The following is a 17,962-nucleotide window of genomic DNA, read 5'->3' on the forward strand; positions in this document are numbered from 1 at the left end:
CCGCGCGGCGACATCCTACCAGCTCACCGGCAAACGACGGTGAACCGGCCGACAACATGCAGGGATTACTGCTTGTTGTTGTCTTTCACTTCTTCGAACTCGGCGTCAACCACGTCATCGTGCTTGGCTTCCGGCTCGGCCTGCTGCGCGCCACCCTGAGGCTGTTCAGCCGACTGCTCGGCGTACATCTTCTGGGCAACCGGGGCAGAGACCTTGGACAGCTCTTCAACCTTGGCGTCGATGGCAGCCTTGTCGTCGCCTTTGACAGCGGCTTCCAGGGCAACAACGGCGGCCTCGATGGCGGTTTTCTCTTCAGCGGTAACCTTGTCACCTGCGTCAGCGACCATCTTGCGGGTCGAGTGTACCAGCGCGTCACCCTGGTTACGGGCAGCAGCCAGCTCTTCGAACTTGCGGTCTTCCTCGGCGTTGGCCTCGGCGTCACGCACCATGCGCTCGATCTCTTCGTCCGACAGGCCGGAGTTGGCCTTGATCACGATCGACTGAGTCTTGCCGGTGGCCTTGTCTTTCGCACCTACGTGCAGGATGCCGTTGGCGTCGATGTCGAAGGTCACTTCGATTTGCGGCACGCCGCGCGGTGCTGGCGGAATGTCAGCCAGGTCGAACTTGCCCAGCGACTTGTTCTGCGCAGCCTGCTTACGCTCACCTTGCAGCACGTGAATGGTCACGGCGCTCTGGTTGTCGTCGGCAGTCGAGAACACCTGCGACTTCTTGGTCGGGATGGTGGTGTTCTTCTCGATCAGCGCGGTCATCACGCCGCCCATGGTTTCGATACCCAGGGTCAGCGGGCTTACGTCCAGCAGCAGGACGTCTTTCACGTCACCGGCCAGTACCGCACCCTGGATGGCAGCGCCCATGGCAACCGCTTCGTCCGGGTTGACGTCCTTGCGCGCTTCTTTACCGAAGAAGTCGGCCACTTCTTTCTGCACCAGCGGCATGCGGGTCTGACCACCGACCAGGATCACGTCGTCGATCTTGCTGGCGTCGATGCCGGCGTCTTTCAGGGCGATGCGGCAAGGCTCGATGGTACGCTTGACCAGGTCTTCGACCAGCGACTCCAGCTTGGCGCGGGAGATCTTCACGTTCAGGTGCTTAGGACCGGTGGCATCTGCAGTGATGTACGGCAGGTTGACGTCGGTCGACTGAGCGGACGACAGCTCGATCTTGGCTTTTTCTGCGGCTTCTTTCAGACGCTGCAGGGCCAGAGGATCGTTCTTCAGGTCCATGCCCGACTCTTTCTTGAACTCGTCGACAAGGTAGTCGATCAGGCGCATGTCGAAGTCTTCGCCACCCAGGAAGGTGTCGCCGTTGGTAGCCAGTACTTCGAACTGGTGTTCACCGTCGACTTCGGCGATTTCGATGACCGAAACGTCGAAGGTACCACCACCCAGGTCATAAACGATGACGGTGTGGTCGCCCTTGGCCTTGTCCATACCGTAAGCCAGTGCAGCGGCAGTCGGCTCGTTGATGATGCGTTTTACGTCCAGGCCAGCGATGCGGCCGGCGTCTTTGGTCGCCTGACGCTGGCTGTCGTTGAAGTAGGCCGGAACGGTGATGACCGCTTCGGTGACTGGCTCGCCGAGGTAGTCTTCGGCGGTCTTCTTCATTTTCTTCAGGACTTCGGCGCTGATCTGCGGCGGAGCCATTTCCTTGCCAGCAGCCTCGACCCAGGCGTCACCGTTGTTCGCCTTGACGATCTTGTACGGCACCAGCTTGATGTCTTTCTGCACGACATCTTCTTCGAAGCGGCGGCCAATCAGGCGCTTCACTGCAAACAGGGTGTTGTGCGGGTTGGTGACTGCCTGGCGCTTGGCCGACTGGCCGACCAGGATTTCGCCATCGTTGGCGTAGGCCACGATCGAAGGGGTAGTACGCGCACCTTCGGCGTTTTCGATGACTTTGACGTTACCGTTTTCCAGAATGGAGACGCACGAGTTGGTGGTCCCCAGGTCGATACCGATGATTTTACCCATGTTAACTCTCCCGAAACTTGAATTTGGTAGCAGCGACTACTTTGGCCAACTGCGGTAATACTTGAAGGCTTGACACCTAGATGGGGATGCCCCGAAGGATTTCAAGCCTTTTCATTGATCGAGGGTTGCGCCGCGCTCGGCGCCTTGCTGACCACCACCATGGCGGGGCGCAGCAGGCGGCCGTTCAGCAGGTAACCCTTCTGGAACACGTTCAACACGCTGTTTGGCTCGACCTCGGCGTTTTCCTGCATGGCCATGGCCTGGTGGTGCTCAGGGTTGAACGGCTGGCCGTGCGGGTCGACGGCTTCAAGGTTGTAGCGCTTGAGGGTGTCCTGGAACATCTTCAGGGTCAGCTCGACACCCTCGCGGATCTGCTTGACGTGCTCATCGTCGGCACTGGAGTGAGCCAGGGCCAGTTCCAGGCTGTCGATCACCGGCAGCAAGTCGCTGGAGAACTTCTCCAGGGCGAACTTGTGGGCTTTCTCCACATCCTGCTCGGCACGACGGCGTACGTTCTGCAGGTCGGCAACGGCGCGCAGCGCCTGGTCCTTGGCTGCGGCCAGCTGTTCCTCGAGCTCCAGAACACGGGTATCAGCTGCATTGCCTGCACCGGTTTCTTCCACGTTAAGGTCTTTCTCGTTCAGCTGCTCATCAGCCATGGGGTCTCTCCTGCGCAATTTTGTGGACTGCGAGCCAGGCTCGCCTTGGATGTCGGCTATATGGGGCCGGAAAAACCAGGTTCAAGGGGCAAGGTGGTTTTCAAGGCTGCAACAGAATCTGCGAAGGGGCATTGGCAGGCCCGAAAAAAGTACTGTATAAATAACCAGACCTGATTTCCGGGAGCCGACCCCATGCTGGTGCACCTGTCCATTCACAACTACGCCATCGTCGAGCACCTCGACCTCGAAATCGCCCGTGGCATGTCCGTCATCACTGGCGAGACCGGCGCCGGCAAATCGATCATGCTCGACGCCCTCGGCCTTGCCCTGGGCGACCGTGCCGACAGCGGCGTGGTGCGCCCCGGCACCGACAAGGCGGACATCCTGGCCACCTTCGACCTGGTGGACATTCCCGAAGCGCACGCCTGGCTGGCCGAGCGCGACCTGGACAACGAAGGCCTGTGCATCTTGCGCCGGGTGATTACCGCCGAAGGCCGCAGCCGCGGTTACATCAACGGCACGCCCTGCCCCCTCGGCGACCTCAAGGCGCTGGGCGAACTGCTGATCGATATCCACAGCCAGCACGAGCACCAGTCCCTGCTCAAGACCGACACCCACCGTCGCCTGCTTGACGAGTATGCCGGCGCCGTCGACCTGGCCCGCCAGGTACAGCTTGCAGCCAAGCGCTGGAACCAGACCCGCCTGGAGCTGGAGCGCCTGTCCAACTCGGGCGACGAGCAGCGCGCCCGCCACCAGTTGCTCAGTTACCAGCTGGAAGAACTGGACAACCTCGGCCTGGGCGAGCACGAACTGGAGCAGCTGGAACAGGAACACAAGAACCTGACCAGCGCCGAAGCGCTGTTCGGCATCTGCCGCCAGGTCATCGACCAGTGCAGCGAAAGCGATTCGGGCAATGTGCTCAGCGCCCTCACCTCCAGCCTCAACCGCCTGGGTGCCGCCACCAACTCGCCCAAGGCGCTGAGCGAAGCGGCCAACCTGATCGCCAGCGCGCAGATTCAGGTCGAGGAAGCCGTGGGCGAACTCAACCGCTTCCTCGACAACTTCGACGCCGACCCGATGCGCCTGCAAGCCTTGGAAGAGCGCCTGGACACCATCTACACCCTGGCGCGCAAACACCGGGTGCACCCCACCGAACTGCCCCACCTGCAACAGCAACTGATGGAGGAGCTGGAAGGCCTTAACGCCAGTGACGAGTCGATCGAGCGGCTGGGCGAAGAGCTTGCCGCCTACGCCCAGCACTATAAAGAGAAGGCACGCGAACTCAGCGGCCTGCGCCAGCAAGCGGCGCAGCAGCTGGCGGGCGCGGTGGAGCAGGAAATCCAGCGCCTGGGCATGCCTGGCGGGCGCTTCTGCATCGAACTGACAGCGAACGAAGGCACCGAACTGTCACCCCATGGCCTGGAGCAGATCGAACTGCTGGTCAGCGCCAACCCTGGCCAGCCGCTCAAGGCCCTGGCGAAGGTGGCGTCGGGTGGCGAACTGTCGCGTATCAGCCTGGCGATCCAGGTCATTACCGCGCAGACCTCGCGCATTCCTACCCTGGTGTTCGACGAAGTCGACGTGGGCATTGGCGGGCCAACGGCAGAAATCGTCGGCCAACTGCTGCGGCGCCTGGGCGAGCGCGGCCAGGTACTGACCGTGACCCACCTGCCGCAGGTGGCGGCGCAGGGGCATCACCATTTGTTCGTGCACAAGGTGCGCAACAGCGACACCACCCACACCGCCGTGGCTAGCCTTGGCAAGCGTGAGCGCGTGGAAGAAGTGGCGCGGATGCTCGGCGGGATCGACCTGACCAAGGAGTCCCTGGCCCATGCACGCAAGATGGTGGTGAGCGGCAAGGCCTGAGCCTTGCTTTTCCAGGACGATTCGCGGGCACGTCCGCTCCCACAGGGTGATCACAGGATCTGAAACCTGAGGTGTACCTGTGGGAGCGGGCGCGCCCGCGAAGAGGCCGGCACGGACAACAAATCTTTTAGCCCCAGAAAGCACAAAGGCGACCCGAAGGTCGCCTTTGCTATCCATAACGAAAAATCGTTACTTCTTCTTACGCACGTACAGGACCAGATTGTGGTCCACCAGCTCGAAGCCATGCTCGGCCACGATTTCGCGCTGGCGCTTCTCGATTTCGGCATCCATGAATTCGATGACTTCACTGGTATCCACGTTCACCATGTGGTCGTGGTGACCGCCATCGGCCAGTTCGAATACTGCATGACCGCCGTCGAAGTTGTGGCGAACCACCAGACCCGCCGCCTCGAACTGGGTCAGCACGCGATAGACGGTGGCCAGGCCTACATCCTCGCCAGCCTCCATCAGCGCCTTGTAGACATCCTCTGCACTCATGTGACGCTGCTCGGTAGAGTCGAGCATCTCCCACAGGGTGATCACAGGATCTGAAACCTGAGGTGTACCTGTGGGAGCGGGCGCGCCCGCGAAGAGGCCGGCACGGACAACAAATCTTTTAGCCCCAGAAAGCACAAAGGCGACCCGAAGGTCGCCTTTGCTATCCATAACGAAAAATCGTTACTTCTTCTTACGCACGTACAGGACCAGATTGTGGTCCACCAGCTCGAAGCCATGCTCGGCCACGATTTCGCGCTGGCGCTTCTCGATTTCGGCATCCATGAATTCGATGACTTCACTGGTATCCACGTTCACCATGTGGTCGTGGTGACCGCCATCGGCCAGTTCGAATACTGCATGACCGCCGTCGAAGTTGTGGCGAACCACCAGACCCGCCGCCTCGAACTGGGTCAGCACGCGATAGACGGTGGCCAGGCCTACATCCTCGCCAGCCTCCATCAGCGCCTTGTAGACATCCTCTGCACTCATGTGACGCTGCTCGGTAGAGTCGAGCATCTGAAGGATCTTGACTCGAGGCAGGGTCACCTTGAGACCGGCTTTGCGCAATTCGCTATTTTCAACCATGGTCAGCTTTCTCGCCGATGCTGCTTCGCAGCTTCTCTTAATACGGGTATGATCGGGGTTTACGTTGTCCAGCCAAGATAGTGGAAGTCGCCCACCGATGCAAAACACCAAGCTCTTGCTAACCAGCCTCACCCTAGTGGGACTGCTCGCACTCGCCGGTTGCTCGTTTCCCGGGGTTTACAAAATCGACATCCAGCAGGGCAATGTCGTCACGCAAGACATGATAGACCAATTACGCCCGGGAATGACCCGCCGGCAAGTAAGGTTTATCATGGGCAACCCGCTTATTCAGGACACCTTCAACACCAATCGTTGGGATTACCTGTACAGCCTGCAGCCTGGTGGCGGTAAGCGCCAGCAAGAACGCATGAGTGTATTTTTCAACGAAAGCGATCAACTGGTCAGCCTGTCTGGCGACTTCATGCCAGGCGTAAGCCGCGATCAGGAAATCCTCGGCGGCAGCAGCGATACCACCGTCAGCCCGGCCACCGAGCCAGGCCAGACCGAGCAGCCGGCAGCGCAACCTGAAGAAAAACCGGCCAAGCCTGGTTCGACCGAAGAGTCCATCCAGCGCGAGATCGACACCATCGAGACCACCCCGGTCCCGACCCCGGCACCGCTGGAAACCCGCTAAGCGGGAACAGCAGATGCAAAAAAGCCCGGACCTGGTCCGGGCTTTTTGTTTGTGCCGTCAGGCATTCAATTGCTTGGCACGCTGGCAGAACGCATCGACCAGTGTGTTAGCCGCCTGATTGAACAGCGGGCCCAACGTGGCGCGCACAATCGGCCCAGCATAATCGAAGGACAGGTCCAGGCTGATCTTGCAGGCTTTTTCACCCAGCGCCTTGAACACCCAAACACCATGCAGCTGGGTGAACGGCCCTTCTTCGAGGTTCATCTCGATGGACTGCCCCGGCACCAGCACGTTACGCGTCACGAAGTGCTGGCTCATGCCCCCCTTGGCCACTTCGAGCTTGGCACGCATGTGTGTATCGCTGGTTTCGATCACCGTCGAGGCCGAGCACCACGGCAAAAATTCAGGGTAGCTGGCCACATCGTTGACCAGATCGTAAAGCGCCTGGGCGGGGTATGGCAGCAGGGCGGAGCGTTGAATATGGGTAGTCATCCAGGCGTCACTTCCAAGGCTGGGTGGCGGCGCTTCGCAGCGTGCCGAAAACAGGTTCTGTGCGTATGACAGGGTTTGTATTGTCCGGTATTCATTCCAGTGGCTCAAGCACACCGAAATCCCATAGCGGACGACGCGCGGACTTGCCTATAATGCCGCCCCTATGGCTAAGCAAAAAAAACATCCGACCGGGACCATCGCGCAAAACAAGAAAGCGCGACACGATTACTTCATCGAACACAAGTTCGAGGCCGGGCTGGTCCTGTCCGGCTGGGAAGTAAAAAGCCTGCGAGCCGGCAAGGCGCACCTGACTGACAGCTACGTGCTGCTCAAGGACGGTGAGGCCTGGCTGTTCGGCAGCCACATCACCCCGCTGACCACGGCCAGCACCCACGTCATCGCCGACCCTACACGCACCCGCAAGCTGCTGCTGAACAAGCGCGAGCTCGAGCGCGTGGAAGCGGCCGTGGCGCAAAAAGGCTACACCTGTGTGGCTTTGGCGCTGTACTGGAGCAAGCACCTGATCAAGTGCGAAATCGCACTGGGCAAGGGCAAGAAGGAATTCGACAAGCGCGACACCATGCGCGAACGCGATTCCAACCGCGAGCTGCAGCGGGCTGTGCGGAACAAGGGCAAGGAAGAGTAACCAGCCTGCCTGGCCACTGTGGGAGCGGCCTTGTGTCGCGAAAGGGCTGCGAAGCAGCCCCAGCAATCTGCGCATCGACGCCGATCCTGGGGTCGCTCTGCGACCCTTTCGCGACGCAAGGCCGCTCCCACAGGGCCCGCGTTACAGCTCAAAGAGCGTGCCCTCAGCGCCCGCTGCGCCGCTCTGCCCGCGCCACCCGCTGCGCTTCTTCGTGCGCCTCATGCAGCACCTCCTGCACATACAAAATGTGCCGGCTGGACACCTCTCGCGCATCCTCCGCCCTGCCCTCGACAATCGCCAGGTACAGTTCCCGGTGCTGGCTGATCAGCATGTCCCGGGTTTCGGTGCGCTGCTGGTACATGCCGCCGATGTTGGTCACCACGTTACGCTTGAGCAGGTCGAACAACCCCCGGATGGTGTGCAGCAACACCGCGTTATGGCTGGCCTCGGCGATCGCCAGGTGGAAGCGCGCATCAGCCGCGCCCTCTTCCGCACGGGTCACCTCGTCGACCCTGGCATAGCAGTCCTGCAGCGCATCGAAGGCCGCCTTCAACCGTGCCCGGTCCGGCTCGGTGGCACGCTGGGCAGCGTAATAGGCGCAGGACGCCTCCAGGGTATGGCGAAACTCGAGCAGGTCACGCTGCGCTTCGGCACTGTGCTCGAGCAACTGCAGCAACGGGTCGCTGAAGGTGGACCCCAACGACTCCGCCACAAAATTGCCCCCGCCCTGACGGCTGACCAGCAGCCCCTTGGCCACCAGCTTCTGGATCGCCTCACGCAGTGACGGGCGGGACACACCAAACTGCTCGGCCAGGACGCGCTCGGCCGGCAGCCGCTGCCCCGAGGTCAGCGTGCCTTCCAGAATCATCCCTTCCAGCCGATCGACAATGTCGTCGGACAGGCGCCGTTGGCGTACCTGATCAAAAACCATCACATGCTCTCCACAAACCCCCGGCAAATTTCAGGGGGTGCCTATTCTCGCCGATCCAGGCCACGCAAACACCCATCAAGCCGCGATTTTCCCAGCACATCAGATGCCCGCTCATCGGTACGCGACCAAAGTTTTGCACAGGACAAATTGACACACCCACGGCAGCGCTTTTAACCTAGCGCCCAGCCATTGTAAATTGGTCTTACCAATTATCCAATGCCAGTGCCTGACCAACAACAATTAGGGGCCACCCCATATGCAAACCTGGCAACAACTCTATAGCCCGCTTGGTAGTCTCGGCCTGTCCGCACTGGCGGCGGTCATCCCTATCGTGTTCTTCTTCCTGGCCCTCGCCGTGTTCCGCCTCAAGGGCCACGTAGCGGGCAGCATCACCCTCGCGCTGTCGATCCTGGTGGCGATCTTCGCCTTCCAGATGCCTGTCGACATGGCCCTCGCCGCCGCGGGTTACGGCTTCCTCTATGGCCTCTGGCCAATTGCCTGGATCATCGTTGCCGCGGTGTTCCTGTACAAACTCACGGTCAAGAGCGGCCAGTTCGAAGTGATCCGCAGCTCGGTGCTGTCGATTACCGACGACCAGCGCCTGCAAGTGCTGCTGATCGGCTTCTGCTTCGGCGCCTTCCTCGAAGGTGCGGCAGGCTTTGGCGCACCGGTGGCCATCACGGCCGCACTGCTGGTGGGCCTGGGCTTCAACCCGCTGTACGCTGCCGGCTTGTGCCTGATCGCCAACACCGCGCCAGTGGCCTTCGGCGCCCTGGGCATCCCGATCATCGTGGCCGGCCAGGTCACCGGTATCGACGCCTTCCACATCGGCGCCATGACCGGCCGCCAGCTGCCGCTGCTGTCGCTGTTCGTGCCGTTCTGGCTGGTGTTCATGATGGACGGCCTGCGTGGCGTGAAGGAAACCTGGCCTGCCGCCCTGGTCGCCGGCCTGAGCTTTGCCGTCACCCAGTACTTCACCTCGAACTTCATCGGCCCGGAACTGCCAGACATCACCTCGGCACTGGCCAGCCTGATCTGCCTTACCCTGTTCCTGAAAGTCTGGCAGCCCAAGCGTGCGTTCAGCGAGGCCAAAGGCAGTGTCGGCGCAGCCGTTGTGCAGCCAAGCGGCAGCCAGCCTAGCCCGTACAGCTTTGCCGAGATCTTCAAGGCCTGGTCGCCGTTCCTGATCCTCACCGTGCTGGTCACCATCTGGACCCTGAAGCCGTTCAAGGCGGCTTTCGCTCCGGGCGGCGCGATGTACAACTTCGTGTTCAACTTCGCCATCCCGCACCTCGACCAGCTGGTGATCAAGACCGCACCGATCGTTGCCGCGCCGACCGCCATGCCGGCGGTGTTCAAGCTGGACCCGATCTCCGCCACCGGCACCGCGATCTTCCTCTCGGCGCTGATCTCGATGGCGGTGCTGAAGATCAACTTCAAAACTGGTCTTACCACTTTCAAAGAAACCTTCTGGGAACTGCGCTGGCCGATTCTGTCGATCGGCATGGTGTTGGCCTTCGCCTTCGTCACCAACTACTCGGGCATGTCCTCGACCATGGCCCTGGTGCTGGCCGGTACCGGCGCCGCGTTCCCGTTCTTCTCGCCGTTCCTCGGCTGGCTGGGCGTGTTCCTGACCGGCTCGGACACCTCGTCCAACGCCCTGTTCAGCTCGCTGCAGGCCACCACCGCGCACCAGATCGGGGTCAACGACACCCTGCTGGTGGCGGCCAACACCAGCGGCGGCGTAACCGGCAAGATGATCTCGCCGCAATCGATCGCCGTGGCCTGCGCCGCTACCGGCCTGGTCGGCAAGGAATCCGACCTGTTCCGCTTCACCGTCAAGCACAGCCTGTTCTTCGCCACCATCGTCGGCCTGATCACCCTGGTCCAGGCTTACTGGCTGACCGGCATGCTGGTTCATCACTAAAGTGAAAGGGGCCGGGCGCCGTCGCGCGCCCGGCACTCCCACAAGCAACGCTGCGAGAATCCATGATCATTTCTGCCTCTACCGACTATCGCGCCGCGGCCCAACGCAAGCTGCCCCCCTTCCTGTTCCACTACGCTGACGGCGGCGCCTACGCCGAGCACACCCTGCGCCACAACGTCTCGGACCTGGCCGGCATCGCCCTGCGCCAGCGCGTGCTGAACAACATGTCCGAGCTCAGCCTGGAAACCAAGCTGTTCGACGAAACCCTGAGCATGCCGGTGGCCCTGGCCCCGGTCGGCCTCACCGGCATGTACGCCCGCCGTGGCGAAGTGCAGGCCGCACGCGCGGCGGCCGCCCATGGCATCCCGTTCACCATGTCGACTGTGTCGGTGTGCCCGATCGAAGAAGTGGCGCCCGCCATCAACCGGCCAATGTGGTTCCAGCTGTATGTGCTCAAGGACCGCGGCTTCATGCGTAATGCCCTGGAGCGGGCCAAGGCCGCCGGCGTCAAGACCCTGGTGTTCACCGTGGACATGCCCGTACCCGGTGCCCGCTACCGCGACGCCCACTCTGGCATGAGCGGCAAGAACGGCCCGCTGCGCCGCGTGCTGCAAGCCATGACCCACCCCGAGTGGGCATGGGACGTGGGCGTGATGGGCCGCCCGCATGACCTGGGCAACATCTCCAAATACCGTGGCAACCCCACCGGCCTTGCCGACTACATCGGCTGGCTGGGCAACAACTTCGACCCGTCCATTTCCTGGAAAGACCTGGAGTGGATCCGCGAGTTCTGGGACGGCCCGATGATCATCAAGGGCATTCTCGATGCCGATGACGCCCGCGATGCGGTCAAGTTCGGTGCCGACGGTATCGTGGTGTCCAACCACGGCGGCCGCCAGCTCGACGGCGTGCTGTCCAGCGCCCGCGCCCTGCCGGCGATTGCCGACGCGGTCAAAGGCGACCTGAAGATTCTGGCCGACTCGGGCATTCGCAGTGGCCTGGACGTGGTGCGCATGATTGCCCTGGGTGCCGACACCGTACTGATCGGCCGCGCCTTCCTCTACGCCCTTGCCGTGCATGGCCAGGCCGGCGTGAAAAACCTGCTTGAGCTGTTCGAAAAGGAAATGCGCGTGGCCATGGTGCTGACCGGTGCCAAGTCGATCAGCGAGATCACCCGCGACTCGCTGGTACGCGAACTGGGCGCCTGAACGCCTGCAAGAACCACCGCCTGAATGACCCGGGGCATGTAGCGCACAGACGCCACAGCCCCGCGAGGAGACTGCATGAGCCTGCCCGCCGCGTTCCTGCGTGATGCCGAGCGCCTGATCCCCGCCGAACGCCGCTTCGACGACCCCACCTCCACCCTGGCCTTCGGCACCGACGCCAGCTTCTACCGCTTGATCCCCAAGCTGGTGGTGCGCGTCGAGTCCGAGGACGAAGTGGTCGGCCTGATCAAACTGGCCCAGCGCGAGCGGGTGCCGGTCACCTTCCGTGCTGCCGGCACCAGCCTGTCTGGCCAGGCCATCAGCGACTCGGTGCTGATCGTGCTTGGCGATAACTGGAACGGCCGCGAAATCCGTCGCCAGGGCGAGCAGATTCGCCTGCAACCCGGCGTGATCGGCGCCCAGGCCAACGCCTGGCTGGCCCCCTTCGGGCGCAAGATCGGCCCCGACCCGGCCTCGATCAACGCCTGCAAGATCGGCGGCATCGTCGCCAACAACGCCAGTGGCATGTGCTGCGGCACCGCTCAGAACACCTACCACACCCTAGCGGGCCTGCGCCTGGTGCTGGCCGACGGCACCCGCCTGGACAGCGAAGACCCGGCCAGCGTCGCCGCCTTCGAAAGCAGCCACGCCGAACTGCTGGAAGCACTGGCCCGCCTGGGCCGCGAAACCCGCGCCAACACCGCGCTGGCCGAGCGCATCCGGCACAAATACCGGCTGAAGAACACCACCGGCCTGTCACTGAACGCACTGGTGGACTACGACCAGCCGCTGGACATCCTGCAGCACCTGCTGGTCGGCTCGGAAGGCACCCTCGGCTTCATCAGCGCCGTCACGTACGACACCGTGCCCGACCACCCGCACAAGGCCAGCGCCCTGCTGGTGTTCCCCAGCGTCGAAAGCTGCTGCCGCGCGGTACCCGTGCTCAAGCAGCAGCCGGTCTCGGCCGTGGAACTGCTCGACCGCCGCAGCCTGCGCTCGGTGCAGAACATGCCCGGCATGCCGCTGTGGGTAAAAGGCCTGTCGGACAATGCCTGCGCCCTGCTGATCGAATCCCGCGCCGCCAGCCAGAGCCTGCTGCACGAGCAACTGCAGCAGATCATGGCCTCGATCGCCGACTTCCCGCTGGAACAGCAGGTGGACTTCAGCGAAGACCCGGCCGTGTACAACCAGCTGTGGAAAATCCGCAAGGACACCTTCCCCGCCGTCGGTGCCGTGCGCCAGACCGGCACCACGGTCATCATCGAAGACGTGACCTTCCCCGTCGAGCAACTGGCCGAAGGCGTCAACCGCCTGATCCAGCTGTTCGACAAGCATCACTATGACGAAGCGATCATTTTCGGCCACGCGCTGGAAGGCAACCTGCACTTCGTCTTTACCCAAGGTTTCAACAGCGCCGAAGAAGTCGCCCGTTACCAGGCGTTCATGGACGACGTGGCGCAGCTGGTGGCGGTGGAGTTTGGCGGCTCGCTCAAGGCCGAACACGGCACCGGGCGCAACATGGCGCCCTTCGTGGAGCTGGAGTGGGGGCACGACGCCTACCAGCTGATGTGGAAGCTCAAGCGCCTGCTCGACCCCAACGGCATCCTCAACCCCGACGTGGTGTTGAGCGACGACCCGGATATCCACCTGAAAAACCTCAAGCCGCTGCCTGCCGCCGACGAAATCGTCGACAAGTGCATCGAGTGCGGCTTCTGCGAACCGGTGTGCCCGTCCAAGGGCCTGACCCTCAGCCCGCGCCAGCGCATCGTCATGTGGCGTGACATCCAGGCCAAGCAGCGCGCCGGCATCGATACCCGCGCACTTATGCAAAGCTACCAGTACCAGGGTATCGACACCTGCGCCGCTACCGGCCTGTGCGCCCAGCGCTGCCCGGTCGGCATCAACACCGGCGAGCTGGTGAAGAAACTGCGCAGCCAGGCCGCCGACCACGCTAAAACCGCCGACTGGCTGGCCGAGCATTTCCACACCGCCCTAAGCGGTGCGCGCCTGACCCTGACCGCCGCCAACACCGCACGCAAGCTGCTAGGCGCCCCGCGCCTGGGCCGCCTGAGCGCTTCGCTGAGCAAAGCCAGCAAAGGCCGCCTGCCCCAATGGACCCCGGCCATGCCGCAACCGCTGCGCCCCCTGGCCTTCGGCGCCACCAGCAACGACGCCCGCCCCCGCGTGGTGTACCTGGCCGCCTGCGTTTCCCGGGTCATGGGCCCGGCCTATGCCGACCGCGAGCAAAGCTCGCTGCTGGACAAAACCCGCGCCCTGCTGGAAAAGGCCGGTTACCAGGTGGTGTTCCCCGACAACGCCGACAGCCTGTGCTGCGGCCAACCGTTCGCCTCCAAGGGCTACCCCGAGCAGGCCGAACACAAGCGCCAGGAGCTGATCACCGCCCTGCTGCACGCCAGCCGCGGCGGCCTCGACCCGATCTATTGCGACACCAGCCCCTGCACCCTGCGCCTGGTGCAGGACCTGGGCGAAACCCGGCTGGACCTGTACGACCCGGTGCGCTTCATCCGCACTCACTTGCTCGAACGACTGGAGTTCACCCCCCAGGACGAACCGGTAGCCGTGCACGTGACCTGTAGCACCCAGCACCTGGGCGAAAGCCAGGCCTTGATCGACCTGGCGCGGCGTTGCAGCAAACAGGTGGTGATCCCGGAAGGCATCCATTGCTGCGGGTTTGCCGGTGACAAAGGCTTTACCACCCCCGAGTTGAACGCCCACTCGCTGCGCAGCCTGAAGGACGCCGTGCAGTATTGCAGCGAAGGTATTTCCACCAGCCGCACCTGCGAGATAGGCCTGTCGAGCCACAGCGGCATCGACTACCACGGCCTGGTCTACCTGGTAGACCGCGTCACCCGGCCACGCAGCCTCTAACGCGTTGATATAGGTGGGGAGCGCTGTGTAGGAGCGGGTTTACCCGCGAAGAGGCCGGCCCTGCTGGCCAATCCCCACCCGCCGTTCACCGTCGCAGCCACCACCGCATTCGCGGGTAAACCCGCTCCTACGCAGATTGGTGGTGCCCACACATCGGTGGTCATACACAGCCCCCCCGTAGGAGCGGGTTTACCCGCGAAGAGGCCGGCCCTGCTGGCCAATTTCTACCCATCGTCCACCGTCGCAGCCACCACCGCATTCGCGGGTAAACCCGCCCCTACACCAATTGGTGGTGCCCACACATCGGTGGTTATACACAGCCCGCCGTATCCGCGGGTTCACCCGCGAACACCGGCAACGCCGGTGCCATCCCCCCCTCAATATCGCCCCGCCACCATCCCGATGGAACCCCCGCCAATCCCCCGCAGTCCACCTTACAGGCCCACCTTCCAGAGGCCCCAGAGGAGACACCCATGAAAGGTACCGCACTTTCGGCCCTGTTCGCGGCCGCCACCCTGCTGGCTTCGCCGGTGTTCGCCGCCGATGACCTCTGCACCGCCAACCTGCAAAAGATCGACGACAGCATGGCCACCGCCGGCGCCACCTCCGAGGGCCTGGACAAAGCCATCACCGAGCACGTCGACAAAGCCAAGGCCGCCCAGGCCTCGGGCGACACCAAGGAATGCATTGCCATTACCAGCAAAGTCCTGGAACGCCTGGAAAAAACCGAGAAAGGCAGCAGCAGTAGCGGCGGCGGCGCGTGAGCCCAAAAGCGGGCGACTGGACCGGCTGTCGACGTCGCCCGCGCAATGGCGTATACTCCGTCCTACGCGCCGCAAGGTGCGTTAGCCAAGAGCTAGTGCGGGGCCGATTAGGATTCGACGCCGGTAGCGAAACTCTAGGTGCATGCCGAGTTGGTAACAGAACTCGTAAATCCACTGTTGCAACTTCTATAGTTGCCAATGACGAAACCTACGGCGAGGAATCCTACGCTCTCGCAGCGTAAGTGACCTTTGCTTCTGGTAGCTTCGGCTCCAGCAATCACTAGGGGATGCCTGTAAACCCGAAATGATTGTCATACAGAACAGGATCGTCGCGTAGCACGTTGTGGGCGAAGTGACTAAAACTTACACAACTCATCCAAAGCACCCTGCCCGTCGGGCGGCTGCGGATTAAATCAGTAGACACGGCTAAGCATGTAGTACCGACAGCGGAGTACTGGCGGACGGGGGTTCAAATCCCCCCGGCTCCACCAAATGATCAAACAAAGACGTCCACGGACGTCTTTTTTTGTGCCTGGAAGTCAGTGAAATCAAGGGTTTACTGATCTTTTGAGGGCCACAACGGTTTTTTGAGTTCCAGCCATCTCGGTATTCCCCGTGGTATTCCAGCCTACCTGAGGCTAATCTTGGGAATACCAAAAGGTGTCATGGAGCATCTCCCATGTGCGCTCAAACAGCTCGTCTCTCCGACCGCCAGCTCAAGACGGTCAAGCCCAAAGACAAGGACTACGTCCTCACGGATGGCGACGGCCTGCAGCTTCGCGTCCGGGTCAACCGCTCGATGCAGTGGAATTTCAACTACAGGCATCCGGTCACCAAGAATCGCATCAACATGGCGCTCGGCTCCTATCCCGAGGTCTCGCTGGCGCAAGCTCGGCGGAAAGCGGTTGAGGCTAGGGAAATACTTGCACAGGGGATCGATCCCAAAGCTCAGCGCAATGATCTCGCGCAGGCCAAGCTAGCCGTGACGGAACATACGTTCGAGAAAGTAGCTACCGCCTGGTTCGAGTTGAAAAAGGACTCGGTCACGCCGGCCTATGCCGAGGACATCTGGCGCTCACTCACTCTGCACGTTTTCCCGAGCATGAAATCGACCCCGATCTCGGAAGTCAGCGCACCGATGGTGATAAAGATCCTTCGCCCTATCGAAGCCAAAGGCAGCTTGGAAACGGTGAAGCGGCTTAGCCAGCGCCTCAACGAGATCATGACCTACGGGGTCAATTCGGGAATGATTTTCGCGAACCCGCTCAGCGGGATTCGGGCGGTATTCAAGAAGCCGAAGAAAGAAAACATGGCGGCGCTACCACCCGAGGAGCTTCCTGAACTCATGCTGGAAATAGCGAACGCCAGTATCAAGCGCACGACCCGCTGTCTGATCGAATGGCAGTTGCACACCATGACTCGCCCAGCCGAGGCGGCCACTACTCGTTGGGCAGACATCGATTTTGAAAGGCGTGTCTGGACCATTCCGCCGGAGCGGATGAAGAAGCGCCGCCCGCACAGCATCCCGTTGAGCGATCAAGCCATGTCATTGCTGGAGATACTGAAGGCCCACAGTGGCCATCGGGAATACGTCTTCCCGGCAGACCGAAACCCTCGTACTCATGCCAATAGCCAGACCGCCAACATGGCGTTGAAACGCATGGGCTTCCAGGACCGCTTGGTCAGCCACGGTATGCGCTCGATGGCCAGCACCATATTGAATGAACATGGGTGGGACCCGGAGCTCATCGAAGTTGCGTTGGCGCACGTCGACAAGGATGAGGTGCGCAGTGCCTACAACCGAGCCGACTACATCGAGCGACGGCGGCCGATGATGGCTTGGTGGAGCGAGTACATTCTGAAGGCGTCGACGGGCAATCTCTCGGCCAGCGCGATGAATGTGGCCAGGGATCGGAACGTAGTACCCATCCGATAGGGCGGCGACAACGGCGACAGACCGCGTGCCATCTACATCCTTGCCGTCTGAGCGGATGGCGACAGTCGCCAACTCGCCTCGAGTTTGGCTTCTCCGGCTAAGCCCCTGAGCATTGGGAGGCTTCGCATCCCCATGCTCACGGGCTAACACTAGAAAAGCGACAAACGGCCACTTTGCCACTGACACCCACCAACTTCCAAAGCACGCCAAAGAAGGAATCTGGCGCATTTCCATGTGCCCTTCACCAATTGACCCATGCCGCGGTGACCGATAGAACGAAGGTTCAAAGCGCTGCCTTAGGCAGCACCCCAGATGACCAGAGCCTTCAAGGTCATGCCGCTAACCCGGTGGTTCATCCCAAAGTGCGATTCGCGCCCGGAGGCTCGCACGGTCATTCGCCAGAATGATGGACGCCCTCTAAACAATCAGCCTAGTGCGGCTGCCCGCTAACCCTTTAGCCCTGCAGCAACGAACCTGCTCGGCCAACGTTTTGCGCCAACCGTTCGCCCGTCTCTTTTTCCAGAAAAGAGACGGGCGCGCCTACCACTGCTGCAGCCCTCATCGCACATGGCTTTGCGGCAACTCCCCTCGTGACAATCGGCGTGACAAACGCCGATATCACCAGCAACAGCGCTGTAGATGATGGTGCCGCAGACCAGGGAATGGACTGTACCTGACTGACAGTCAGGCATGCCCCGGTCATCGCATTGCTGCTTGCTCGTGGCTCAGGATCTCGCGGCGCTGGTCTCGTCAGCCAGTGCAGCCTCCACCCGCCCACCGGTAACGGTGCTCAGGAGGCCAGATAATGAGATGCCCTTGCTCCCGGTCGTAAGGAGCCGCCAGTCCCGCGTCAGTGGACACCCTCACAGGTCGCAGGGGCCTTGATCCCTGATAACACTCAGCATTCTTGGCGGGATGACGTGAGGGAGAGATCGGTAA

At 62.0% G+C, this 17,962-nt stretch carries 13 protein-coding genes, 1 other RNA gene and 1 pseudogene; 9 read left to right on the forward strand and 6 right to left on the reverse strand.

Annotated elements, in window-relative coordinates:
• Positions 1-65 precede the first annotated feature (65 nt).
• A complete protein-coding gene (gene dnaK / locus ACI7M0_RS22890) occupies positions 66-1,991 on the reverse strand; it encodes a molecular chaperone DnaK (RefSeq protein WP_010955366.1) in 1,926 nt (641 codons plus the stop codon).
• 101 nt (positions 1,992-2,092) lie between these two features.
• Complete coding sequence (gene grpE / locus ACI7M0_RS22895) at positions 2,093-2,650, reverse strand: nucleotide exchange factor GrpE (protein ID WP_010955367.1); 558 nt, start codon at positions 2,648-2,650, stop codon at positions 2,093-2,095.
• A gap of 192 nt (positions 2,651-2,842) precedes the next feature.
• Here grpE and recN point away from each other — a divergent pair, with 192 nt between their 5' ends.
• Complete coding sequence (recN, locus tag ACI7M0_RS22900; protein ID WP_064493339.1) at positions 2,843-4,516, forward strand: DNA repair protein RecN; 1,674 nt, start codon at positions 2,843-2,845, stop codon at positions 4,514-4,516.
• Positions 4,517-4,705: 189 nt separating this feature from the next.
• Here the strand turns inward: recN and ACI7M0_RS22905 are convergent.
• Together ACI7M0_RS22905 and fur are read right to left on the reverse strand one after the other, a co-directional pair.
• Positions 4,706-5,044, reverse strand: a pseudogene (locus ACI7M0_RS22905) (transcriptional repressor); the annotation flags it as partial.
• Between the two features lie 150 nt (positions 5,045-5,194).
• Positions 5,195-5,599: a ferric iron uptake transcriptional regulator gene (gene fur / locus ACI7M0_RS22910; protein WP_003249922.1), complete on the reverse strand. Its 405-nt coding sequence runs from the start codon at positions 5,597-5,599 to the stop codon at positions 5,195-5,197.
• A gap of 97 nt (positions 5,600-5,696) precedes the next feature.
• On the opposite strand from fur, the gene ACI7M0_RS22915 reads away from it, so the two are divergent.
• On the forward strand, positions 5,697-6,233 hold the full coding sequence (locus ACI7M0_RS22915; RefSeq protein WP_010955369.1) for an outer membrane protein assembly factor BamE: 537 nt from the start codon (positions 5,697-5,699) through the stop codon (positions 6,231-6,233).
• 57 nt (positions 6,234-6,290) lie between these two features.
• Here ACI7M0_RS22915 and ACI7M0_RS22920 read toward each other — a convergent pair whose 3' ends face one another.
• On the reverse strand, positions 6,291-6,725 hold the full coding sequence (locus ACI7M0_RS22920; protein ID WP_014592414.1) for a type II toxin-antitoxin system RatA family toxin: 435 nt from the start codon (positions 6,723-6,725) through the stop codon (positions 6,291-6,293).
• A 163-nt stretch (positions 6,726-6,888) separates the two neighbouring features.
• Between ACI7M0_RS22920 and smpB the strand changes: the two genes are divergently transcribed.
• Positions 6,889-7,371 carry an SsrA-binding protein SmpB gene (gene smpB / locus ACI7M0_RS22925; RefSeq protein WP_003249914.1) on the forward strand — a complete coding sequence of 161 codons (483 nt, stop codon included), beginning with the start codon at positions 6,889-6,891 and terminating at the stop codon, positions 7,369-7,371.
• A 163-nt stretch (positions 7,372-7,534) separates the two neighbouring features.
• Here smpB and ACI7M0_RS22930 read toward each other — a convergent pair whose 3' ends face one another.
• On the reverse strand, positions 7,535-8,302 hold the full coding sequence (locus ACI7M0_RS22930; RefSeq protein WP_010955371.1) for an FCD domain-containing protein: 768 nt from the start codon (positions 8,300-8,302) through the stop codon (positions 7,535-7,537).
• 256 nt (positions 8,303-8,558) lie between these two features.
• Here ACI7M0_RS22930 and ACI7M0_RS22935 point away from each other — a divergent pair, with 256 nt between their 5' ends.
• From ACI7M0_RS22935 to ACI7M0_RS22960, 6 genes are all read left to right on the forward strand, one after another.
• Positions 8,559-10,229, forward strand: coding sequence for a lactate permease LctP family transporter (locus ACI7M0_RS22935; RefSeq protein ID WP_129932207.1), 1,671 nt, complete (start codon positions 8,559-8,561; stop codon positions 10,227-10,229).
• Between the two features lie 62 nt (positions 10,230-10,291).
• Positions 10,292-11,437, forward strand: coding sequence for an FMN-dependent L-lactate dehydrogenase LldD (gene lldD, locus ACI7M0_RS22940; RefSeq protein WP_003249907.1), 1,146 nt, complete (start codon positions 10,292-10,294; stop codon positions 11,435-11,437).
• Positions 11,438-11,512: 75 nt separating this feature from the next.
• Complete coding sequence (locus ACI7M0_RS22945; RefSeq protein WP_129932206.1) at positions 11,513-14,323, forward strand: FAD-binding and (Fe-S)-binding domain-containing protein; 2,811 nt, start codon at positions 11,513-11,515, stop codon at positions 14,321-14,323.
• A 473-nt stretch (positions 14,324-14,796) separates the two neighbouring features.
• Positions 14,797-15,087, forward strand: coding sequence for a hypothetical protein (locus tag ACI7M0_RS22950; RefSeq protein WP_104962591.1), 291 nt, complete (start codon positions 14,797-14,799; stop codon positions 15,085-15,087).
• Positions 15,088-15,186: 99 nt separating this feature from the next.
• Positions 15,187-15,578: a transfer-messenger RNA gene (ssrA, locus tag ACI7M0_RS22955) on the forward strand.
• Between the two features lie 188 nt (positions 15,579-15,766).
• Positions 15,767-17,023, forward strand: coding sequence for an integrase domain-containing protein (locus ACI7M0_RS22960; protein WP_129932600.1), 1,257 nt, complete (start codon positions 15,767-15,769; stop codon positions 17,021-17,023).
• Positions 17,024-17,962: the final 939 nt, after the last annotated feature.

The sequence above is a fragment of the Pseudomonas sp. 10(2024) genome (genome assembly GCF_045164175.1).
Classification (GTDB): Bacteria; Pseudomonadota; Gammaproteobacteria; order Pseudomonadales; family Pseudomonadaceae; genus Aquipseudomonas; species Aquipseudomonas alloputida.

Bases quoted from the DNA above. Each gene is read 5' to 3' on its own strand.
- dnaK (WP_010955366.1), bottom strand. From the start codon at position 1,991: ATGGGTAAAATCATCGGTATCGACCTGGGGACCACCAACTCGTGCGTC.
- grpE (WP_010955367.1), bottom strand. From the start codon at position 2,650: ATGGCTGATGAGCAGCTGAACGAGAAAGACCTTAACGTGGAAGAAACC.
- recN (WP_064493339.1), top strand. From the start codon at position 2,843: ATGCTGGTGCACCTGTCCATTCACAACTACGCCATCGTCGAGCACCTC.
- fur (WP_003249922.1), bottom strand. From the start codon at position 5,599: ATGGTTGAAAATAGCGAATTGCGCAAAGCCGGTCTCAAGGTGACCCTG.
- ACI7M0_RS22915 (WP_010955369.1), top strand. From the start codon at position 5,697: ATGCAAAACACCAAGCTCTTGCTAACCAGCCTCACCCTAGTGGGACTG.
- ACI7M0_RS22920 (WP_014592414.1), bottom strand. From the start codon at position 6,725: ATGACTACCCATATTCAACGCTCCGCCCTGCTGCCATACCCCGCCCAG.
- smpB (WP_003249914.1), top strand. From the start codon at position 6,889: ATGGCTAAGCAAAAAAAACATCCGACCGGGACCATCGCGCAAAACAAG.
- ACI7M0_RS22930 (WP_010955371.1), bottom strand. From the start codon at position 8,302: ATGGTTTTTGATCAGGTACGCCAACGGCGCCTGTCCGACGACATTGTC.
- ACI7M0_RS22935 (WP_129932207.1), top strand. From the start codon at position 8,559: ATGCAAACCTGGCAACAACTCTATAGCCCGCTTGGTAGTCTCGGCCTG.
- lldD (WP_003249907.1), top strand. From the start codon at position 10,292: ATGATCATTTCTGCCTCTACCGACTATCGCGCCGCGGCCCAACGCAAG.
- ACI7M0_RS22945 (WP_129932206.1), top strand. From the start codon at position 11,513: ATGAGCCTGCCCGCCGCGTTCCTGCGTGATGCCGAGCGCCTGATCCCC.
- ACI7M0_RS22950 (WP_104962591.1), top strand. From the start codon at position 14,797: ATGAAAGGTACCGCACTTTCGGCCCTGTTCGCGGCCGCCACCCTGCTG.
- ACI7M0_RS22960 (WP_129932600.1), top strand. From the start codon at position 15,767: ATGTGCGCTCAAACAGCTCGTCTCTCCGACCGCCAGCTCAAGACGGTC.